The following is a 22,024-nucleotide window of genomic DNA, read 5'->3' as shown; positions in this document are numbered from 1 at the left end:
CCGCTTTGCGGGATAATTCAAATAAGTCTTATAAAGCAGGAATCCTTAATTTTTCATTTTGCATTTTACATTTTGCAATGGTTTTTTAGTGTATTACTCCTATCTTTCTTATAGAAGTAACAACACCCCGGTTCGATTTTACTTTTATCTGGGCAATATACCCGCCTTTTGCGACCTTTTGCCCTGCTTCGTTAGTGCCGTCCCAGGGAACAACGTTAGTACCCTGCTTTCCGCCCTCCTCGCCCTGGCTAAATCTCCATTCTGTAACAAGATAACCTAACAGGTCGTACACTGAAATAGTGACTTCAGCATTCTGATTTAATATATAGGTTATATTGGTTTTTCCTTCCTGTCCGCCCCTGCGCGTATCAAACGGGTTAGGATAGTTGGATACCGCAGAAATAACATCGTTAGGTATACCGGTAGTAGCTGGTAAAGACATTTCAGACCACGGGCCCCAGGAACCTGCTCCGTTCTTTGCTCTTACCCTGTAATAATAGAAGTGGCCTTCGGGCCTTGCATCGTCTTTTATCGAAACGCCGTTAATGTCAGCGGCCAGGCCGTCTCCAACATTTATGCTGAAATTGTTGCCTGATATCACGTCAATAGTCTGCCAGACCGGGTTAGCGTCCATCCTTTCCTGTACTTCATATTCTTCAATCCCTGATTCAAAATCTTTTGCGCTTACCCATTTAACTTCATATTTTCCTTCCGTAGCAGGGACCCCAGATACAGCAGGAGCGGGCAATACATTTTCAGGGTTGGAAGGAGGCGACATATCTACCTTTATAACTCCCCAGACCTGAGGTGTTATGCCTGCCAGGCTTGAAACAGCTTTAACTTTAAGGAAGTAGGCATGGTTCGTTATCTGATCGGACTTATAATGATCTTCTATAGTTGTATTATGCAGGCCCCTTGTTATGTTCTTAAACGAATCGCCGCTTGAATCTGTATAACCTATTATTTCTCTTCCTATTATAATCTGCCCGCCACTGTCAAAACCAGCCGTAGCAGGTGTGCCTATCCTTGGATGGCCTGCAGGCAGGTAAGCTGTTATGCTTGTCCCGTTAGCTTGTGTTGCGAGTAAATCAGCTCCCAGGAATGTCACTATAGGCTCGCTCAAAGCAAGACCTGTAAGGTCTATGGACTGCGTAGGCGTGGAAGCCCAGCCGTTCTGCCCCATGCCCATCGTCATATCTTCCAGGTCAGGATTACTTCCAAGAGCTGCCATGTAAGAAGTTATCTGAGCCTGCTGAACCTTGATTATCTCCCATTTTGCACTTATTTTTGTTGTAGAATTGAACCAGGCAACGTCATTTACTCCGGGTTTGTCCGGCCTGACGTTCACGGCTAAGATAGCAACATCCGCCAAACGTAAGCTTTTTGATTCATACGGGAAGGTATTGTCTATGCTGGACGCTGATGTTCGAGGCACTATACTAAGGTCAGAGTAAGACCCTATCGTAAGGCCTGCCGAATGCTGGAATACGGGCTTTCCTCCGAGGTCGGTCGTGCCCATATCTGCGGTAAGAAAATAATTCTGCACTTTTGCATTAATGATATCTCCGCAATATAAGGTAGCCAGGCCGCCTGAGAAACAGCGGATGGCGCCGACATCGCTTCTAAGAATAACTCCGGCATCCATCAGAGACTTCTTGCTCGGAATACTGTCGATCATAGTATCTTTTACCTGGTCAAAAAGCCCGTCACCGTCGTCCCTCCAGAGTTTGATGGCAGAGAAATCTCCGTCGCCTATGCCCAAGTACCAGTCACGGTCGCTTTGAGGCCGGTTTATTTCGCCGGTCTGATAAACAGTTATCGACGAAATAGTTATGGGGTTTGATTCGGAGTTCAGGTTGAGCTTTAACATGGGTATATTCTTGTCCCCGGGCAATTTGACCACGGGCGCCAGGTTCTGGCAAGCCATCTTCACTTTAATAGGAAGTATGGGAGCATAGGAGCTCTGGAACCAGCCGCCGGCCTGGAACGGCGGGGATGTCGGGAACACTGCAAAGCTGTTAGGGTCATTGACGGCCAGGCTTGAGCGGTCCTTTATTTTTACGCCTATGCTGTTGCCTGCATAAGCTGTTGTAGCTATATCATAGACAACAAAATAGACCTGGGACACGGGCCTTATGATCTGGGGCTCTGCCAAAGAGATGTCGCAGGTCGGGCCCACCGTGTCCAGCGGGAATTTATCTGTGCCTGAAGAAATGAGCAGGTCTCCTCCGTCGAACTTTTCATTGCCGTTCGAATCTTTAAAGATCTTTACCAGGGCGATATCGTTATTAGTGCCGCCTGAAGTCTGGCCTGCCGCACCCTGGCCTATGCGCTCAACCCTTATCTTTGTCCAGAGAGCTTCCGATACGTCGGTCTTTAGCCTGAATTTCATTACGGGAACGTTTAAATCTCCCTGGGTTATTATCGCTCCGTTAAGCAGGTCCGGCAAATGAGTCGGATCGCTCCACGGATAAGGTTCAAAGGTAAGCGTGTTCGGGAACTGCTGGATAGTAACAAGGTCGGTGGCGTAAGGCGCCGACCGGGTCAACTTGACAAGGCTGGGCGAATTAACAATAAAATAATTCGTATTAGCTATGGACAGCCCCAGCGTGTGCCCGATAGTTGCAAGCGTGTCCAGGTCATAAGTTACGAAGAACTTAACGGTCTCGGTCGAATTAACTACCGGCGGCTTTTTAAAACGGATAGCCACCGTCCTGTTTGCAAAGTGCTCGGTCCCGTAAGTGATGAGCCCTGCCAGCTCGTTCTTGGAGTTCAGAGCCCTGTCCCCGGCATCAAATAACCCGTTCTTGTTCACATCCGCCCAGATCTTTACCGCAGACAGGTCTTTATCTATGGCTGTGCCTGTCAGGTCAACTTTTAAACCCTGCCAGATGACCGTATTCTGATCCGATTTCATGCTTAAAGACATCATGGGGACATTCGTCGCATTCTGGCTCGCTTTACCAGGCATTATGGCCTCATAATTGACGGACAGCGTGTTTACAGTGGCATATAAGAAATAGCTGCCTGAACGGAACGGGAACGGGTCGGCTTTATACGGTACAACACTGCTGAACTCAAGTTCATCCCCGTCTATAATATGGTGTACGGGGTCGTTCCTTTCCCTTGCGCCGACTTCAAAGGAAGCCCCGTACGGGCACTGCACGCCTATGACAGCGCCCTGGGTAGCTGTCTGGTCTATGTCCATCGTTACCCAGAAGACAGTCGGAGTTGCCTTTATGAGAAGGTATTGTTCTCCCTTGCCGTCAATCCCGTCGCCGTGGAGCTGGACAAAACATACTCCGTCGATGACCGTCCCGAAATTCGCGGTCCCTGTAGAAACGAGGGTTTCCGAGGCTATAAGCCCCGTGGCCTGATCCCTGTCAAAAATGCCGTTGCCGTTATCTTTCCATATTTTAACGTTCTTGACGTCCTGGTCATACCCGTAAAGGCCCGCAGGGAGTGTCCGGTTAAGTTTTAGCCTGTACCACCTGACCTGGAAGTTGTCGCAGGAAAGCTTAAGTTTCAGGATAGACGCATTTATCATGCCCTGTTCATAAGAACGGGAGACCATGGCGCCTGCAGCATGGCTGGCGGCCTTGGAACCCCACGTGCCGCGGGTGACGTTATTAAGCGTATTGTCCGCAAGGTTTATAGAATCATAAAGGATTATCTCAGTATCTATCACTGCGCCGCCTTTTACAGGCTGGAAGTTCGCCACAGACTGCAGATAAACTGTATTATCGGTCGCATTGAGTTCCTTGGCAAGGAACGAAACATCCAGAGCTTCAGGGACAACGGTCACGTTTCTCGGGGAAGCGACGATAGTCCTTAACTGGGACTCATAAGGCAGGTTAGTGGACAGTATAGTATTAGGCGTAGACACAAGGAACGCACTTGCTCCTTTTATTTTTACACCCATGGTATATTCCGGAAGGGTAACGGGGGAAATATCATAAGTTATAAAGTAGTTCTTTTTCCCTTTTGAGGCTTCCGTTGCTATCTTTCTCCAGAGGTCAGGCTGTACTTCTGAACCGCCTTTTAAAGTAAGCGTATTTGTAGCGATATTTATGAAAGCTTCCCCTTCTACGTTCTGGCCGCCGAAAGTCCCTGTGCCTATCACCCAGTCGTTGGTAGTATTCGGAGACAGGAAACCGTTGTCGTCTCCGTCATACCATATTTTGACCGCAGTCACGTCAACGTCGGCCGTATTTCCGGTACGGTTTAAATAAATGCTGTTAAGGAAACCATAGGACTTGTCGGCCTCCAGAGTAAAGGACAGAACAGCCTGGTTCGTAGTTCCCTGCATCAGGCTGTCACCTATAGTGGTTTCCTTGGGAGTGACCGTTATTTTGTCCGGATATTCGTTTATCCTTACTATTTCGCTTGAGAACGGTATTTTGCTCGGGTCAACGAGTTTTGGATAATTCACGGTAAAGTAGCCTGTTGTTTTTACGTCAAGACCGAGATAGGTTTCTCCGAGAGCCGCAAAATAATCTACATCATAAGCAATGAAATAGACTTTTCCTACTCCGTTCGGGTACGGCTTATCGGCCAAGATCTGCTGGCCTCCGTTCGGCCCGTTTATCGGTATCGAAACATTGGAAGACACGAACCTCATATATTGAGGCACATCAGGAGAAACAAGCTGGTCTATTTTAGGCTGCAGGATAGTGTCTCCTGTGCCTACGACCGGTTCTCCCTGCCCGTGCGCGACTGCAGCGGTATTTAAGGCTCCTCTTCCTCCGGCAGGCACATAGATGCACGTATCCGAAGATATTACACTGGTATATTGCATTATTTCATTCCCGACATACAAATAACCTTTCGGGCCAAAAGCATAGGTGGTGGTAAGCCTTATAAGGGCCGAAGCTGTACTGCTTGCAGTCAGGCCCTGGGTCATATAACCTATGCCGCGGTCATAATAGACTTTGACGTTAGCCACATCTTTGTCAGAGTTCCTATCATTAACGTTCCTGCGGGTAAGTTTCAGGTTGTTCCATAAAACGTTCCTATAATCTGTCCTCAACCTTAACAATACAAGAGGCACGTCCTGATCTCCCTGGGTAACCGCACCTGGCACAACGCCTCCAGAGAGGGCCTGGTCTACAATAAGATGGTCCTGGGTCGCCTGAATAGCAGGAGTGGCAGTGAGGAAATTGAACAAGGCGGCCTGGGCAGGGTATTTGATCGGGTCTTCCGCCGCCATATTTCCGTCTGCCATGCTGAAATCGGTCACAGTAAGCCTTGCGCCTATCGTATTGCCGAGGACAGCTCCGTCCGCTATTTTATAGACGAGGAAGAAATACTGCGTATTTGTGTCTATCAAGTGGTTGTTTATCAATACCTTTGCCTGGCCTCCTGAAAACACGGCTTCTTCAGATACAGGCATATCCGTCCCGAACTGGAACAGGCCGTCGCCGTTATCCGAAAACAACCTGGCAGATACCAGGTCCGAATCTGGCCCCACGCCGGTGCGCGTCACTGTCAGCTGCTTCCAAAGGGCGGTGTAATCCCTGGTCCACATACCTATCCGTATCATGCCGGTTGCGGTAAACCCTTGCGGCACGTAATCATAACTCTTAAGAGGCAAAGGCCCGTTGGAGTCCGCGTCCGGGTCATACCAGGCGGATATGTCCCTGAGTTCAACAAGGACTTTTGCAGGTTCAGTGTGCACGCTGGATAAGTATGAAGTGAACGGGAAGTTATTGCGTGCAAGAAGGGCCGTACCTGTCATAGTTAAAGCATTTGAAGGAAGCTTGAGCCCGAGAGTGGCGTTCCTGGTCGCGTCAGAAGGTATCTTTACACACAGGAAATATACCTGAGGAGTCCTTGTAATTACCTGCGGGAGCCTGAGCTTTAACGTTACTTCGTCGCTCACTGCATCCGTGATGGTGCCGCTTGAGAGGAACAGGTCCGTTGCGCTGTAGGGGTTGCCGAGTACGGTATCTCCGTCGAAACGGCCGTTCGGATTTGCACCTGCATCTTTATATAAGGATATTTCAGCTACCTGGTTATACCCCAGGGACCCTGCACGCTGGACCCTCACATAGGTCCAGGTGGCGCTTGAAACTATAGTAGGAACGTTCGGGTTTATCTGTAACGTCATCCTCACCATGGCTATCGGCGAAGGTTTAGACGGTATGGTCCCGTCGCCCTGGACCAGGTAGGAGCCGAGTCCCAGGTCAGAGGCGGTCTTGCCGCCGGGGGCGAAATCAGCAGGGTTCATTACAACACCGACCGTAACTATATCGCCGGCAGAGCCCCTTATATCCGAGGTAAAACCATTGATACTGGAGTCTAGATAATCGCTTGCCCCGACCCTTAAATTTTCCTGTATCAGGTCTGTTATCTGAAGGTTCACAAAACGGCCCGGTTCTGGCATAGAAGTGCCTGCTGTGTTCGTAAAGGTAAAGGTGGACGGATTTAAGGTGACCGTAGCAGTACTGCCCCAGCTCCAGAACCTGGCTTTACTTACATAATAATTCCCGTTTATCGTGTCTCCGCTGGCCCTGTTGCCGTACTGGTCTCTTGCCTGCACTGTTATCGGGCCGGGTATCTGCACTGAGAGCGGGGTTGCATTCGTATATGAGTGTTCGATGGTAAAATACCTTATCTTGTTTGGTGTAATCGTCTGGTTCTGAACAGTATGCTGAAGACCGCCTATCCAGGCCTCTATAGGCACGGTGCCTGCGATCTCGGACTTGAAATAGAAATTGGCCGTTGAATCTCCTATATTTAAAGTTATAGGCAGAGGAGTATCCGTCGGGTTAATTGACGTATAACCTGTCAGCGGGTTCGGCGGGTTAGGGTTGACGCTTGCATAGGCTTTCGGGTTACTGGGAGGAGACTTCGTCCTTACTGAAACTATAGTAGGCTGCGATACCGCCTTGGTATTGCCCCAGAAATCCTGGACCTGTATGCTTATGGCTGTATTCGTCTGTACTCCAACGCTATAGTCCGGATAATACCCTATGGTCGTTCCTGCGATAAGGCGCCTGGGCGGAGTAGCAAAAACCATTTTATAAGGCACGTCCGCGACCACAGTATAGGTCTGGATGGCAACACCCCAGCCTTTTGTCGTAAACCTGTCTTCCGAGGCCCTTAAGTTATAGTTGCCGGCACAGGTGTCTACCATATAGAAAGAAGTCGTATCCGTGTTTATTTTCATTAAGACAACACCGGTAGAGTTCTGCCACCCGTAGCCTACCGTCTTAAACCTCTTATAGGTGCTCGGCGAAGTGCACGACAGGCCGAACCTGATGCCCGTATAGCTGATGTTCGGGTCTGAATCCCCGTACAGGACAGGGGACGGGTTAGAATAGGGATCCTGCGTCTGGATCAGGAAAAGCTGGGATGTGGTCCCTGCTGTCAACTGCTGGTTAGGCGATATAAAAACCGTCTTTGATATATAATCCGGAAGGATAGTTACCAGCTGGGTCCCCATGGTCCAGAACTTCTCAGGCGTTTCTTTTGCCTGTATTATCGGCTTTGAATTGACCGGGGTATAGGAATTGCTGGCGCGGGTATCCTTATAGTAAACTTTTGTAAAATATGTATTCGTAGCTATCTCTACTACGGTCCTTATGCCGTCATTAAAAGACCCAATCGACATGCTGGAAATAGAGAACGCATAATAATCGCTTGTCTTGGACTGCAGCCTGTCGCTTGTCAGGTGCACGAATATCGAAGTAAAGGTGGATATAGTCGGGTTGCTGTAGGAGTCCTGCGGCTGGATGATGAACTCCTGGACGGTCTGCAGGTCAGCGGCCTTTATACTCTTTGCCAACTCCGTCCTCGGCGGGTTAGTAAATGCAAGCTTGACCGTAGCCGCAGGCTTGACAATAAGGTTCTGCGATGCATCCAGGTTAAGGCCTGTCGCTTTTAATTGCCACTGGCCGGGCCTTGAGTTTTCTCCCTGGGGATAGGAGGACATTTCGTCATAATAATAGAACTGAGCGAAGGTATTGCCGTTAGTGATGTCTATTTTATTTCCCACACTTATCAGGTTATTGCTTGCGCCGCTCGGCCACCTGAACTGTTTCTGCGGAGAAAGTGAATTCGAAGACAGTATCGGCTGGGACAGGCCCTGCGACGTAATATTTCCGAAAACGTCATACCTTTCGACCTTAATAGCCGGGCTTTCTATGCCTGCTGTCATGCTTGCCGGCATATCCTTGAACCGGAACTCGACCGGTGTGCCGCCCGTTGTCGTGATCCTGCCTGAAATATTCCTGTAGTCAGCGGTAAACGCAGAAATGTCGCCGGGCGCAGTAAACGTAGCTATCCAGACCCTTGCGTAATGGCCTGCGATAGTAGAAGCGTAATAATATAAGGCGCCAGGGCCGTTTATAACGGAGCTGTAACCGACCCTTCCGTTGGCGTCCGTTGTTGTGGACTCCCAGACGTGATGAGCCTGGCCTGGCGCACCGTCTTTTATCGTGCCTGTAGAGCCATAAACATCCCTTATAAACAGGTGCGCGGTCAGCCCTGCCGAAGATATCTCGTTGTTGTAAGAGTCTACCATCTGTCCTATTACCTGGATATTAGCGTTGTTCGAAGCTGAACCTGCGGGCAGAAGAGTGTTGTGTACAGGCGAGCCCGGTTCTGCTATGCTTGTTGAAACAGCCATTTTATAGAAACTGCCCGGTCGGACGTAAATGTAGCCGTCTGCTTTGATACTTGTTACCTGAGTATCATAAACCTGTATATGCCTCTTATCCGAGACGGTCTTTGATGCCCTCCTTAAGGTTATGCCTATGGGGAAAAGCGCTGTACCGTTATCTCCCAGGGCGAAATCATAGTCTGCAGGCGTAGATGCATTCTGGGGAGAGGTATAGACATCAGAAATGAACCTTACCAGCCTGTTGGGGGTCGCATAACCTGTCCAGTTTGTGCCTGTATCGACAAGGTTATGGTACGGGTCATGGATATTTACGCGTACGTCAAAACCCGTGCCTGCTATGACCGTAGATACGAGGTTCACAAACTCAAAGTGGTTGACGTTCCCGGGCCAGATCCGTATATCAGAGGACTTGCCGGACATATATTTCGACGGTACGTCGGTCTGGACAGCTGTGAGGGTCCAGGTGCTTGCAGCAGTCTTGGGGAATACAGGGAACGTGTTAGCGCCGTCCACGAATGTCAGCGGCACAGACGGTTCCGTGTCCTGCGGGTCCCAGCTGGTGAATGTAACGTTCGGCATTGTGACGCCATCGCGCACCCTGTTATAGAACATATCAGTCAGGTACACGGTAGTAGTGAAATTACCGCCTGCAAACCAGGTCGAAGGCGTGCCTGTTTTGCCTGTAGACGATCCGGGCACGTACGTTTCGTTCGGCATTAAAGGTATCAGCCTTGCGGCAGAGGAATGTTCCAGCGTAAACAAAGGAGAAGCATCAGAAGTATAGGTATAGCTCGTATCTATGGCTGTAAGCATATGGAACGTGTTTGCCGTATGCAGGTTGATATCAAAGTAGTTGCTCCCGGAAACAAGCTGTTTTGTCGAGGGCTCTACATCGTATTTGTCGTTCGTATTCACATGGACATACGGCTGGGTAACTGCCGTCTGTACGTTATAGAATACGTCTACAAGGTTGACCGTAGCGTTAAAACTTACCCCTGCGGTCTGCGGTACGGAACCGGGGCTGCCGGTCTTTCCGTAAGGAGGAGTGTTTATCCCGTTGTTCCATTTTCCGGGCATTCCTGTTTCACCGGGCAAGAGTATCTGCAGTTTAGTCGGCGGTGCAGGTTTAACATTAAATACCGATGAATTGTTCCCTGTGCATTGTGGATATATATAATCGACGTCATCAGCCCTGATATATTGATAAGTCGTCGCCATAGTAAGGGTGAACATCATCTGAGGAGTTGTGCCGCTGCCGGTGTCGACCTGGCTGGACGAAGGTTCAACGTCGTACAGGTCTACTGGGCTCGTCACTTTTATAAGCTCAGGGACATTGGTCACCCTGTTCCAATAATGGTCGCATATAGCGGCGCGTACAGGGAAAGCTGTCCCTGCGGTCTGTTCTGCGGGCATACCTGACTTGCCTGTAGCCGTGCCGCCCTTGAAATCTTCTCCGTCTAAAATAACCAACAATTTCTCGGCTATATCGGCATCGGTGGTTATCCCCTGGGACGTTAAAGGAGTCAGGACATCCGTCTGGTCTTCTACGTAGACATAATACTTTGTCGTGCCTGTAGATGCCGTGACCATGGTAAGGGCTACAGTCTTAGAAGTGGTAATAAGGCCCGACCAGGTCGCAGCACCGGGGTTATTAATGTTATAGTTGGGGTCAGAGGTCCAGACACTTATAGTAGGCGTCGAATACCTTAAATTCCAATACGTGTCGCAGGTCCTTACCGTAACGGTGAAAGGATGGCCTGCTGTTGCATGATACGGAGTGCCGGTCCTTCCTGAATCCGTGCCGGGCGCAGGAAACTCGCCCGGGACAAGGACCTGTAGTTTCTTTACAGGACCCGCTGCCATAGTGAACGGCGACGACTGGCCGCTCGCGAGGTTCGGGTAGACCCCGCCGTCGTTGTCCTGAGCAGATATCGTGGTCAGCGCAACGGTCCTTACGGTGCATGACGCTATCGCCAGGCCGTAGGCCATATATAGATTACCGGGGTTAACATCATTAGTGTCGCTTGTAGTTGTGTTTATCGCGTTTTGGGTAACGGTACTTACCCAGTTATAATAATCATCCACTGCATAGACGGTAGAATAGAACTGTACGCCTGAAGTCTGGGTCGCTACGCTCCCGCTTCTTCCAAAAGGCGCCACGTTATATTTCCCATTGACCCTTTGCTGGTTGGGTAATACTACCAACAACTGTTTAGCTTCGTTCGGCCTAATATAAACAGGCGATGATACTCCCAGAGTATAGCCTTCGGCTTGAGCCGTTATCGTATGAGTGGCAGCCGTTATAAGCGTAGCGGCAAACTCTTTTGTGCCGTTACTAAGGGTCAGGGCGGTCGGGGTCGACCAGTAAACATCGTCGGAGCCGAGCGTCACAGAAGGCATAGGCCCTGAAACTATGGTGTTCCAGTTATCGTCGCACAGGTTCACCGTCACATTAAATGCCTTTCCCGCTATACGGGCTTTAGGCGTGCCTGTCTTCCCGTTTATATGTCCCTGAACGAGCGTCTCTCCGGGCAGGAGCACCTGCAGTTTCTTGGCTCCACCCGGCGCTACAAAAACAGGAGAAGAAACACCTACCGCGATGAGCGGGTTGTCTATGTCAACGCCGGTAAGAGTCCAGGAGGAAGACGTCACCATCTTAATGTCAAACTCCCTCTTTCCTCCGACTAATGATGTCGTGGCAGGGTGTACGTCATACGGGTCCTGGGTATCTATCCTGGCCTGATGGCCTGAGTTTACGGTATTCCAGTATGGGTCAACGAGCCTTGCTGTTGCTGTAAAGGAACTCCCTGCGACCTGAGGCCACGGAGCGCCGGTCTTTCCTCCGCCGATAGTGTACGGCGGTTTTCCGGGTTTATAAGTCTCGCCCGGCACAAGGACCTGCATCTTGACAGCAGCAGAAGAAACCGCAGTGACCGTAAATGTAGTAAAGTAAAAATCAATAGTGCCATTTTCGGGCGACTGGTCTGTTGCCGTAAAAGTATGCGTGCTTGCTTTATATATTATCTGGCTAAATACGGTTTTTGCATTTGAATCCAGACCCTGCTCTTTGTAACCAAGCCCGAGAGACATGTTGCTGTAGATATCCGTATTAGTTAAACGGACTAAAGACGTCTCACCATTCACATAGTTCCAGTTTGAGTCGCAGCCGTAGACAGTTACATTAAACGGCAAGCCTGCTGTCACGCTGTTATGCGGGCCGGATTTGCCGTTGGGTGTCCCGGGTTTATAAGTTTCGCCAGGTACAAGGGCAAGAAGTTTTTCAGAGCCTCCGGAATTCACATATACCGGCGTAGAAACATACGGCAGGTGGTATTTAGTGCCGCTGGTATAAGAGCTTGATATTACAGAGTACCTGTTAGCAGTAACAAACCATGTTTTGATGGAAGAACTGTCAAATACTTTTACCCCGCCTGTTAATTGGATTGGGAGTACTCCCAATCCATTGTTAGGATCGCTTGCACTTACGTCTACAAAAGGCTGATAAATCGTTGTCGGGTTCCAATATTTATCCGTAGTCCTTACAGTTATCGGGAACGCCACACCCGCTGTTTGAGCGCTCGGGTACCCGGTCTTTCCCCACGGAGTAGAATTTGTTCCGTTGTTCCATTTTCCGGGCGCTGCTTTTTCATTGGGCAATAATATCTGTAACCGCTGGTCGCTTGTTGACCTGTCGTCTGCTATTACGGTCATGTCACCTGTATAATCCCTCATAAAACTGTTTGCAGTCGCGGATGAGCGCGTCACTTTTGCCGAGACTAGCATCAGGTCAAAAGTAGTTGTGCCTCCTATAAGGGCTTTTGAAGCGGGTTCCTGGTCATAGACGTCGTTGGTTGTCACTGTCACCACGGGGTTAGTGCTGACAGGGTTATAATACTGGTCGCAGGCATTTACAGTGACCTTAAACGCTACGCCTGCTGTGCGATTTGAAGGAGAACCTGAACGGCCTCTTGTTGAGGCATGACCGGGCTGTGCAACTTCATTTGGAGCAAGTATCTGCAGGTATTTTTCAGAATATTTCGGATGTATATAAACCCCGCTTGAAGTAGCCGAGGAGATAATTGGTACAGCGTAAGTAGCATATACAGTCTGGGTTGAATAAGTGACCATGTTTATTACGAAAGGCTGTACACCGGAACTCAAAGCAGCAGAGTTAGGAGGGTTTACCCACTGGTCAGAGTATGTGATAGTTACAAGAGCAGAGCCCATGCCTGTTTTTAAGTTATAGTAATTATCAGTCCCTCTTACAGTTGCAGTAAAATTCTGGCCTGCGGTCTGCTGAGTTATTGTACCCTGTTTCCCGCCTGTTCCGTTGTACGGGCCTTTGCCCGGTTTATAAGTTTCGCCCGGCAGGGTTATATGAAGCCTTGCATCAGTCGATGCAATGACGGTGAATATCGAAGAAGTACCAAGTATATAAGACGTAGTTGTTGCAGAAGAGATGATTACATTGCTTGTGGTCGCCTTATAAAGAGTTACAGGAAGGATTACCTGCCCTGAGACGGTCGACTGAGTTGAGGGTAAAACCGCATAAGGCTCTGCAGAATTAAGTGCGACCATAGTGTTAGCAGCCGCATCGTTCCTGTTCCATAAAACATCGGTGCAGTTGACCGTTACATTGAATGACTTACCTGCTGTCTGTTCCTGAACTGTCCCTTCTTTTCCTATGGCTGTGTTGGGCTTGGCTGTTTCACCCGGCAATAAGACCTGGAGTTTAACTGCCCCGCCTGAATTGACATTTACTTTGTCCGACATTGTATTCCCATAATATGGGTCTGACCCATCTGTGTCATTGGCGGTCAGATAATGGCCCGTATTTGCGGTTACGAGGGTTATCATGAATACCGTGGTCCCGTTGACCAGAGGCTGGTACTTCGGGTCCCAGGAAAATCCCGGCAGGCCCAAAGCTGTATCGTCATTCGGGTCAGTAGACGTAAGTGTCACTCCGGGCTGGAAGTTCTTGTTGATATTGTTATACCTGTCAGTGCAGAAAACCTTTACAGGGAACCAGACTCCTGCGGTCTGAATCTTGGTATTTCCGGTCTTACCAGTAACCGAACCTGGTAAGGCGCTCTGGCCTTCGGGAAGGATCAAAAGTTTGGCGTTCGGCGGTGTATCCGGTGCAGGTGACACCGAGACGGTTGCCTGTGAAATATAATAGCCGCCTGCTGTTGCCTGGCAGGTAGTCTTATCGCTTAACTCCTGGTATAAAGTTGCCTTCTTACAGCTGAACTCGAAAGTATTCTTGCCGCCTGATAAAGCTACAGCAGGAGGATTTGAAGTATAGGTGTCTGACTTTGTAACAGTTACTACAGGAGCGGTGACATTGGGATTGATGTTCCAGTACTTATCGCAAACACCTACAGTAATATAATAGGAAGCCCCTGCAGTAAGGACAGAAGGATAGCCGCTTGCACCGCCCGGGTTCCAGCCTGTTGAAGTCGGAGCATACGGAGGATGCCCCGGGTTATGGGTCTGGTTAGGTAGAAGCATTAACAAATAGGTGGCTTCAGGCGCAGGGCCTACAGGCACGCTTCCTGTTCCAGAATCTACGAGTTTTGAGCTCCCGGCAGTCACATCAGCGGTGGTAAGCGTTGTAGTGCGGGTGCTTGTGTTTAAAGCTCCTGCATTGCCTGTAATCATTGTCGCAAAAAATACTGCATACCCGCCTTGTGCCTGTTTATCCGGAATTGAAGGTGCGAAGGGGTCATTGGAAGTAAGCCGAATAGTCTGGGTTGAATCAGATATCGGGTTCCATTTATTGTCTGTAACCTGCACAGTAACATTAAACCCTACACCTGCTGTCTCAAGAGTCTTATTCCCTGTCCTTCCGTAAGTCGAACCGGGCAATAAGCTTTCTCCGGGCACCAAGACGAGCATTTTAGATGCTACACCTGCAGTTACCTTTACATTATCGCAGGAGCTGGGCAAGAGCTGTGGATTTGTAGCGCCCGCTGCTATTGTTGATGCTATTATGGTCCAGCCGCTTTGAGTAGCCGATATAAGTGTAGTGTCTATAATAGCCTGGCCTAAGCTCGTAGGGAAACTGTTAGGCACAGGAACTGAATAGTAGGGGTCGTCGCAGGCCAGCCTGACCGTAGTCTCCGCAGAGGTTTGCCTGTTCCAGTATTTGTCTACTACCCTTGCGGTTACCTGACCGGGCGTGCCTGATATCCAGGTAGACGGTGTTCCTGTCTTGCCTGTGGAAGAACCCGGGTTAAAGGCCTGAGGCGAAGTCAGTAACTGCAGTTTCACTGCATCGCCGGCAACTGAATTTATCATGGGCGTAGTATAAGATTCCAGCTTGTTGCCTTCAGCAGTTGAGGCTTTTATAGTATAGGATTCTCCTATGCCTTTATGGAACTCTATTGAAAAGTTGGCGACGCCTCCGCTCGTTGAAGCGCTGTCAGGATGGACGTCGTACGGGTCTGTAGTGGTAATCCCTATTTTTGCGCTTGTAGAAGGCACCAGGTTCCATTCGCTGTCCGTTATAAATGTCGTTATTACAAAAGATTTTCCTGCTGTCTGGCCTAGAACAGAACCGCCTTTACCGGTGCTGGAACCGGGAGCGTGTGTTTCGTTCGGGACAAGGCACAGGAGTTTGCTCGGGCCTGACGGGTCAGTCACTATCCCGGCAGTTGTGTATTGCGTATAGCCGCCGCCTGTGACATTGATAGTCCAGCCGATCGTTGTAGCTCGTTTAAGTGTTACATCAAAAGTGCGTTTTCCGCTGACAAGCGGCGTTGCTGCCGAAGGAACGACAACGCCGTTGCTGTCTGTTGTAGTAACAGTGGCATTATTTCCGACGTTGCATACGTTCCAATAGTCGTCGCAGGCTCTTACGTAGACAGGGAACGTTACGCCTGCTGTGCTTTTCCTTACAGTTGAATCCTCGGTCTTGCCGGATTTTCCCGTTGTTTTTCCGGGAGCGGCTGTTTCGCCGGGCAGTATTATCTGGTACTTCTTGCACGTGTCCGGAGACACGGATATATTCGGGCTTGTAGTTGAAACATACAAAGGATTGTCCAGGTCTACATCAGAAGCGGTCATCGTCCAGGCATTATAACTGGCCGGCGGGTTAGACGGGTCGCTTCCTGAAGTGACGAGTTTCACGGTAAAGGTCGTTGTGCCGCTCTGTAATTGCTGGCTTGAGGTAATAACGTAATACGGGTCGGTAGAAGTAAGCCTTACCGACGGATAATTTACGGATACCTTGTTAAAATAAGCATCGACCAGGTTGACCGTGGCAACGAACGTCTTGCCTGCCGTCCTGGTTGTAACATTGGACGTCTTTCCGTGAGGCGCCGGGTTGTACCCGTTATAATATTTGCCCGGGACAGCTGTCTCGCCAGGCACCAAGAGTTGAAGTTTTTCTGCGCTGTTGGGGACCACGGTCAAGGTGCTTGAGTTGTTCAGTGCCAGAGTCGGCGTAGTTTCAGCATCCCGGGAGGTTAAGACGTGGCCTGCGCCTGCAGTGACGAGCATCATTTCAAAATAAGTAGTCCCTGCTTCAAGCGCCCTTGTCGAAGGATGCAGATCCCACTGGTCGGACGTATCTACCCGCACCATGGATGGATTTGATTTTAAGTTATAGCTGTTGTCGGTAGAGCGTACAGTAACGGTAAAGGGTGTTCCTGCCGTCTGGTTTATCACTGTACCTGTCCTGCCTGTCGCAGAGCCTGGAAGCGGCGTCTGGTTAGGCAGTAAAACCAGGAGTTTCGTGGCAGAACCTGCTACGACGTCGAACGGATCGGACGTGTTCATGTCCATATAAGGAGAGGTCCTGTCATAAACCTTTATGTTTTGGCCGGAACCTGCTGTCACTACAGTCGCTGTAAAATTCGTAACACCTGCGACGAGCATCCTTGTAGACGGGTTCAGGTCATAGGTATCGGACGTCACAACGCATATACTTGAAACGTCCGTGGGTTTAAAGTTAAACCAGTTGTCGCAGGCTTTTACGGTTATCTTAAACTGCTTGCCGGCTGTCTGCTCGCCGGGTGTGCCGCTCCTGCCTGTGCTTGTCCCCCAGTTACCGGCATCCGTCTGGTTTGGCAAGAGTACAAGGAGTTTCTGTGCTGCGTTAGGCGCCACCGGCACCTGCGGAGACGTGTAGCCTGTATAATCCGCATGGTTTGCGCTTACTGTCCAGCCCGTGTCATTTCTTGATACAAGCGTCAGCGAATAGACCGTAGTCCCGGTATTTAAAGTCTGCGCACTTATAGGCGTGTAGTTCGGGTCATTTGAAGTCAGGGATACATTGGCCGGGTTAAAGGAAATATTACGGTTCCACCAGTAGTCGCAGGCATTGACGGTCACGTTAAACGCAACACCTGCGGTCCTTGACGTTATGTTAGAGTTCTTACCGCCTGTATTTCCCGTGTACGGGTTCTTGCCAGGAACAGGGGTTTCACCCGGCACAAGTACTAACAGGCGCCTTGTCGCCGTATCGTTGTTCGGGTTAACAAGGACCAGCGAAGACGCGCGGGAACTTAAAGTCGTGGAATAAGCATCTATCCTCCAGGACGCCGAGATACCGGGAGGTGTTGGATGATAGGCTTTGTTGGTAGCATCTGTAGCGGTTATAAATATATGTGTAAAGGTCGTAGTTCCGTTTATGAACGTCTGTGTTGCTATAGTTGCGTCATAGGGATCTGTAGTTTTAAGCCAGACGTTCACGTCGCTCTGCACGTCCCTGTTTATATTGTTGCTTGAATCTACAGCATTTACCGTTATCACGAACGGGACGCCTGCTGTCTGTGTCGCAACAGTGCCTGACCTTCCGGTAGATGAACCGGCATCAGGAACTTCATCAGGCACAAGCACCAGGAGCTTACTTGCCGCAGCGCCATTTACGGGTATGACAGGCGAAGTATAAGATGTCAAAGGCTGAGCGTCTTCGTCCGTTGCCGTCAGGGTCCAGCCGTTCGTAGTAGCAGAAATAAAGGTCCATATAAAGCTTGTGGTACCTTCATCGAGCGGCCTTGTGCTTAACGGCTCTGAATCGTGAGTGTCCGTTGACGCAAGTTTTACGTCAGCCGCTGCGCCTGTTACCTTGTTCCAGTACAGGTCAACGCCGTTTACCCTGACGTTAAATGATGTGCCTGCTGTTTTTGTCGTGATACTTGAGGTCTTTCCGTACGGTGTCTGGTTCCATTTACCGGGTACTTCCGTTTCATCTACTGCAGGCGCAACTATCACCTGCAGTTTTACCGCGCTTGAAGGATTGACCATGAAATTGTTGGTAGTGGAGCTTGAATAGGTTACCTTGCCGCCTGAATTATGCACTGCGGTCAGCCAGGCAGAATTTGCAGCTGCTGTATAGTGTTTCATGACAAAAGTACGCTGGCCTGCTGCCAGGGGCTTGTTCGCCCACTGGGTCTCATCGTCATAGGCGTCATAAGTCTTTATCGATACTATCGGGGCGTCGTTCGTCTGGTTGAAATACCTGTCCGTGCATTTTACAGTGATAGTATAAGTAGAGCCCGCAACCTGGTCAGCGCCTGAGCGCGTGCTCTTTCCGTACTGGGACCCGGGCCAATAAGCCTGGTTCGGCTGCAGTACCAATAACTGCGGATAGTTCACAACCGTGTTCGTCGTAACCTTAATAGCCTGGGTCATAGAGGGTTTATAGTTGCTCGGGTTGGTCGGGGTGTCTACTATTATGTTCCAGCCTGTGCCCGGCTGGATGGTCGTTCCTATTGAAGTAATGAACCTCCACGTAAATGTTTTTCCTGTATCCTTATTTACAGTTTCAGTAGTCCATTGTACCGGGTCCAGCGCTCCCCAGGGAGTTGTGCCGTCGTTCGGGTCATTGCTCCTTATATAGTGCCCTGCAGTATTAAATGAAAGCACGGGCGTAGAGTCTTCATCGTCAAGCAGGTTGTAGTACTGGTCAACGACATAGAGGGTACAGGTAAAATTCGTATCAGCTATCCGCGTTGTAGGCGTGCCTGACTTACCGTAAGGAAGAACGTTATATTTACCTGCGATTGGTTTGTCATTATTGGTTGCGCACTCGCCGGGAGCAACAACAAAGGCGCGGTAAGGCACGTTTGCAGTAAGATTTACATACGAGCGCATAGTCGAGCCGTCGTTCCAATAGTCTGCCATGCCTCCGGAGCCGTCCGTGAGTGTAAGAGTTGACTGGCTGTCCTTTGAATAAAGTATCAGGCTGAAAGTGGTCTTTAATACCAGGTTTTTCGGAGATATTGTACCTGCATACTGGTCTTCGAGCGTCAGCGAGACGCTCGTGTTGGTAGAAGCCTGGTTCCAGTACTCGTCAACAGATAAAGCAGTAACGATAAATGCCACGCCTGCTGTCTGAGGATCAGGGGTAACTGCGGATTTGCCTTTAATACCTGAAGTTTTTCCTGGCCTGAACTGCTCGCCAGGCATAAGGAGCAATAACTGCGCAGCCTGTTTTGACTTTACATTAACAATGGTAGAGGTATCGGTAAATATATTGTCTATATGGTGTATAAGTACCTGCTGTGTCGATGCAACGCTTAAGGAAATGTTAAATGTCTTGTAACCCAGAGCGCCGTCATTCATCCAGCTTTGAGCAGGCGGAGAGTCATAACCATAATCGTTCGGAAAGCTTACCTGCACCGTAGGAGCCAGCTGCAAGACCCGGTTAAAATACTGGTCGCAAACGTTTACCCTTATCCAGAACGTCTGGCCTGCATCGGGCTGCAGGGCAGGCCCGGATTTCCCAAGCGCTGTACCAGGAGCTTCGTTTTCACCCTGGACTATCAAAGAAAGCCTTGAAGCGGCATCGGGATACAACGTCATAGTGCCTGCGCCGGAGATCGTTCCGGTTGACCACTGTTGTGACGGCGGATTGCTTGGGTCTACGGCAAAGATCCTTTGAGTCTTGCTGCCAGTTATGCCGACCGTCTTCATAGTTAAAGTAAACGGGCGCAAACCGTTGTTTAAGGTGCTTCCTATCGGTTCATCGTCGTTGGTATCATCAGGAGTCCGTACATAGACAGTCCTTGTGTTCCCATTCCTGTTCCTGTTCCAGAACCTGTCGCAGGTCTTGACCGTGACAATATATTCTCTTCCTGCGATAGTCGAGCCTATAGTCGTATATGATTTTCCGCCGGGGTAAGCTGCAGAAGCAGGGACATGGGTCTCGCCCGGGACCAATAACAATAACTTTACAACAGTATCCGCATCAACCTGTACATTCTGTGACGGAGTATCCGCCGGAGTATAATCTTTGCCTTCCCCATCGGTATCCCTGGCATAGAGCAGCCAGTTATCGGCAGTTACTCCGGTATCGTTCGCTGTTTTAAGCCAAACAGGATACGTAGCTTTACCTTTGATAAGCTGTGTGCCTATGCTTGAACCTTTTGCACTTGCACTAAAAGGATCGTTCGGGTCGCTTGTATAGATGTCTATTATAGGCATAGTAAGCTCGCCGGCTGTTGCGTTTGCAGTTGAGGTAAAATTATAATATTTGTCCGTCAACAGGACCGTTACAGTCGTAGTTGTGCCTGCGGTCAAAGTAGCAGGACTGTTGAGCTTTCCTGCAGGCGCTGTAGTTTTTCCGGGTTTATGCGTTTCACCGTTCATCAGGATCATCACATAAGCCGCTGTCGAAGGCTTAACTGTTATCCCCGTTGAACTTGCGTTCGCCAGGGCAGCGCCTTCATGCACGGAAGCAGAGGCATAAACTACATTATATCTTGAAGTACAGCCTATGGCCAGGTTGCCGGTCTTAAGGTTTAAGGTAAACGTCGTGCTTCCAGACGAGAACTGTTTTGATGACGGGTTGGTATCGTATATATCGGTAGTTGCCAGGTCTATCCACTGCACGGCGCCCGTATCTGTGTTCCAATATTTATCGCAGGCATTGACCGTGACCGCAAAAGGGTTATCCACTGTCTGAGTTGAAATGTCTACAGCAACTGATTTTCCGCCGTTACCTGACGACGGGTAGTGCGGCGACTTTCCTTCTCTCTGCACTTCTCCCGGCACAAGCACCTGAAGGACCTCTGAAGGCTGTGCAGAAACAGAGATATTTCCTGAAGTGGAAGGCGTCCAGAGGCCTCCGGCAGATGCCGTAAGGGTACGGTTGCCCTTTGTTATCAAGGTAACGGAATAAACCGTAGTGCCTTGAGGAAGATTGCTGCCGTTTTTGAGTTCCTTGTTCTGGGAACTATTATCTTCATAAGCCTGAGGAAGAGACGGGCTTGACCTCGGATTTATCGCTAAATTTACAACAGCGCTCGTTGAAGGAGCAACGTTCCAGTAATCGTCGCAGGCATCAACAGTTACTTCAATAGCTGTCCCTGCTACTATAGGCACAACAGAACCCGTAATACCGCTGTAAACACCCGGGGCTCTTACCTGGTTTGGCACAAGGACTCTTAGTTTTTTGGCTTTTGCCGCGCTTACTATGATATTTTCTTTCTTGCCGTTTACATGCGTAGGATCAGTAATATCAGCTGCCCAAAGCGTTCTTGTGCCCTGTTTGGCGAATTTTAATGTTTCCGTAGCACGGGATGTTACATACGTATATTTTCCTTCATTAGCCATTACAAACGTATATGTGGAAGGCAGCCAGCCGACCCCGTCAGGAGGCGTTGCCGTGCCGCGCGGGAATTCAGGGCCTGAACCTGCTATACCGTAATTCTGGTCTACTCTAAGCACAACTGTCCCTGTGTAATCCTTTGCCAGGTTATTCTTATTGTCCCTTGCCTCGATTGTAACAGTAACCGTCTGGCCGGCTTCGGGGCTTGCATTATCCACACTAACGGTTAAATGATCTGCTGGCTGGGTTATCGCAAACCTTGTCCAGCTGGCGCTTGCCATATCCTGCTGGTTGTCCGCTTTATCTATAGCGCGTGATTTTACCAGGTACCATCTTCCTGTATACCATTTGCCTGTCATGCTCTTGGTGTTCCATATAGCCCCGCCCTCTGCTTTTGTCCAGAGCAAAGTGCCTGAATAAAGCGTCCAGGTCGAAGAAACATCGTCCCACTGCCAATCATGAGTCGAATCAGGGATACCGTTTTCATATACATGTGTAGGAGTATTTGATTCCATGATTATGCAGTATTCCACCCCGTTTGTATCTTTTATGCCGCTTGCATACAGAGATGCCGGGGGAAGGTCGTTTGCAGTCCCCTCTACGTACATGAGGTCCGCTAAATACTGGTTAACTAAAGCACAGGATTGCCCGCCGGGTTTTCTGCCGTTGGTTATGCACGACGTCGGGTTTGTAACGTCGTAAATAAAGGTGCTTGAAGAAATTACAGCTTCGGCGTTATTTATGTTATCAGAACCTTTTACCCTGGCCCTGTAATAATGCCCGTCTTCCCAGGAATACGAAAGGCTGGGACGGCTGTAGGTCCAGTTGACCGTAGTCTT

1 protein-coding gene is annotated in these 22,024 nt (G+C 49.6%); it reads right to left on the bottom strand.

The genetic code is table 11. The features are described 5' to 3' along the window. Positions 1-85 precede the first annotated feature (85 nt). Positions 86-21,793, bottom strand: coding sequence for a hypothetical protein (locus tag LHV68_08835; GenBank protein ID MCB4791979.1), 21,708 nt, complete (start codon positions 21,791-21,793; stop codon positions 86-88). Between the last annotated feature and the right edge of the window lie 231 nt (positions 21,794-22,024).

The organism is Candidatus Liberimonas magnetica (genome assembly GCA_020523885.1).
GTDB lineage: Bacteria > Elusimicrobiota > Endomicrobiia > Endomicrobiales > JAFGIL01 > Liberimonas > Liberimonas magnetica.
The sequence above is the reverse complement of the archived record's forward strand: the minus strand, read 5'-3'. Positions and strand labels throughout refer to the sequence as shown.

Excerpts from the sequence above, each read along its gene's own strand:
- LHV68_08835 (MCB4791979.1), bottom strand. The coding sequence starts at position 21,793 with ATGTACGTAGAGGGGACTGCAAACGACCTTCCCCCGGCATCTCTGTAT.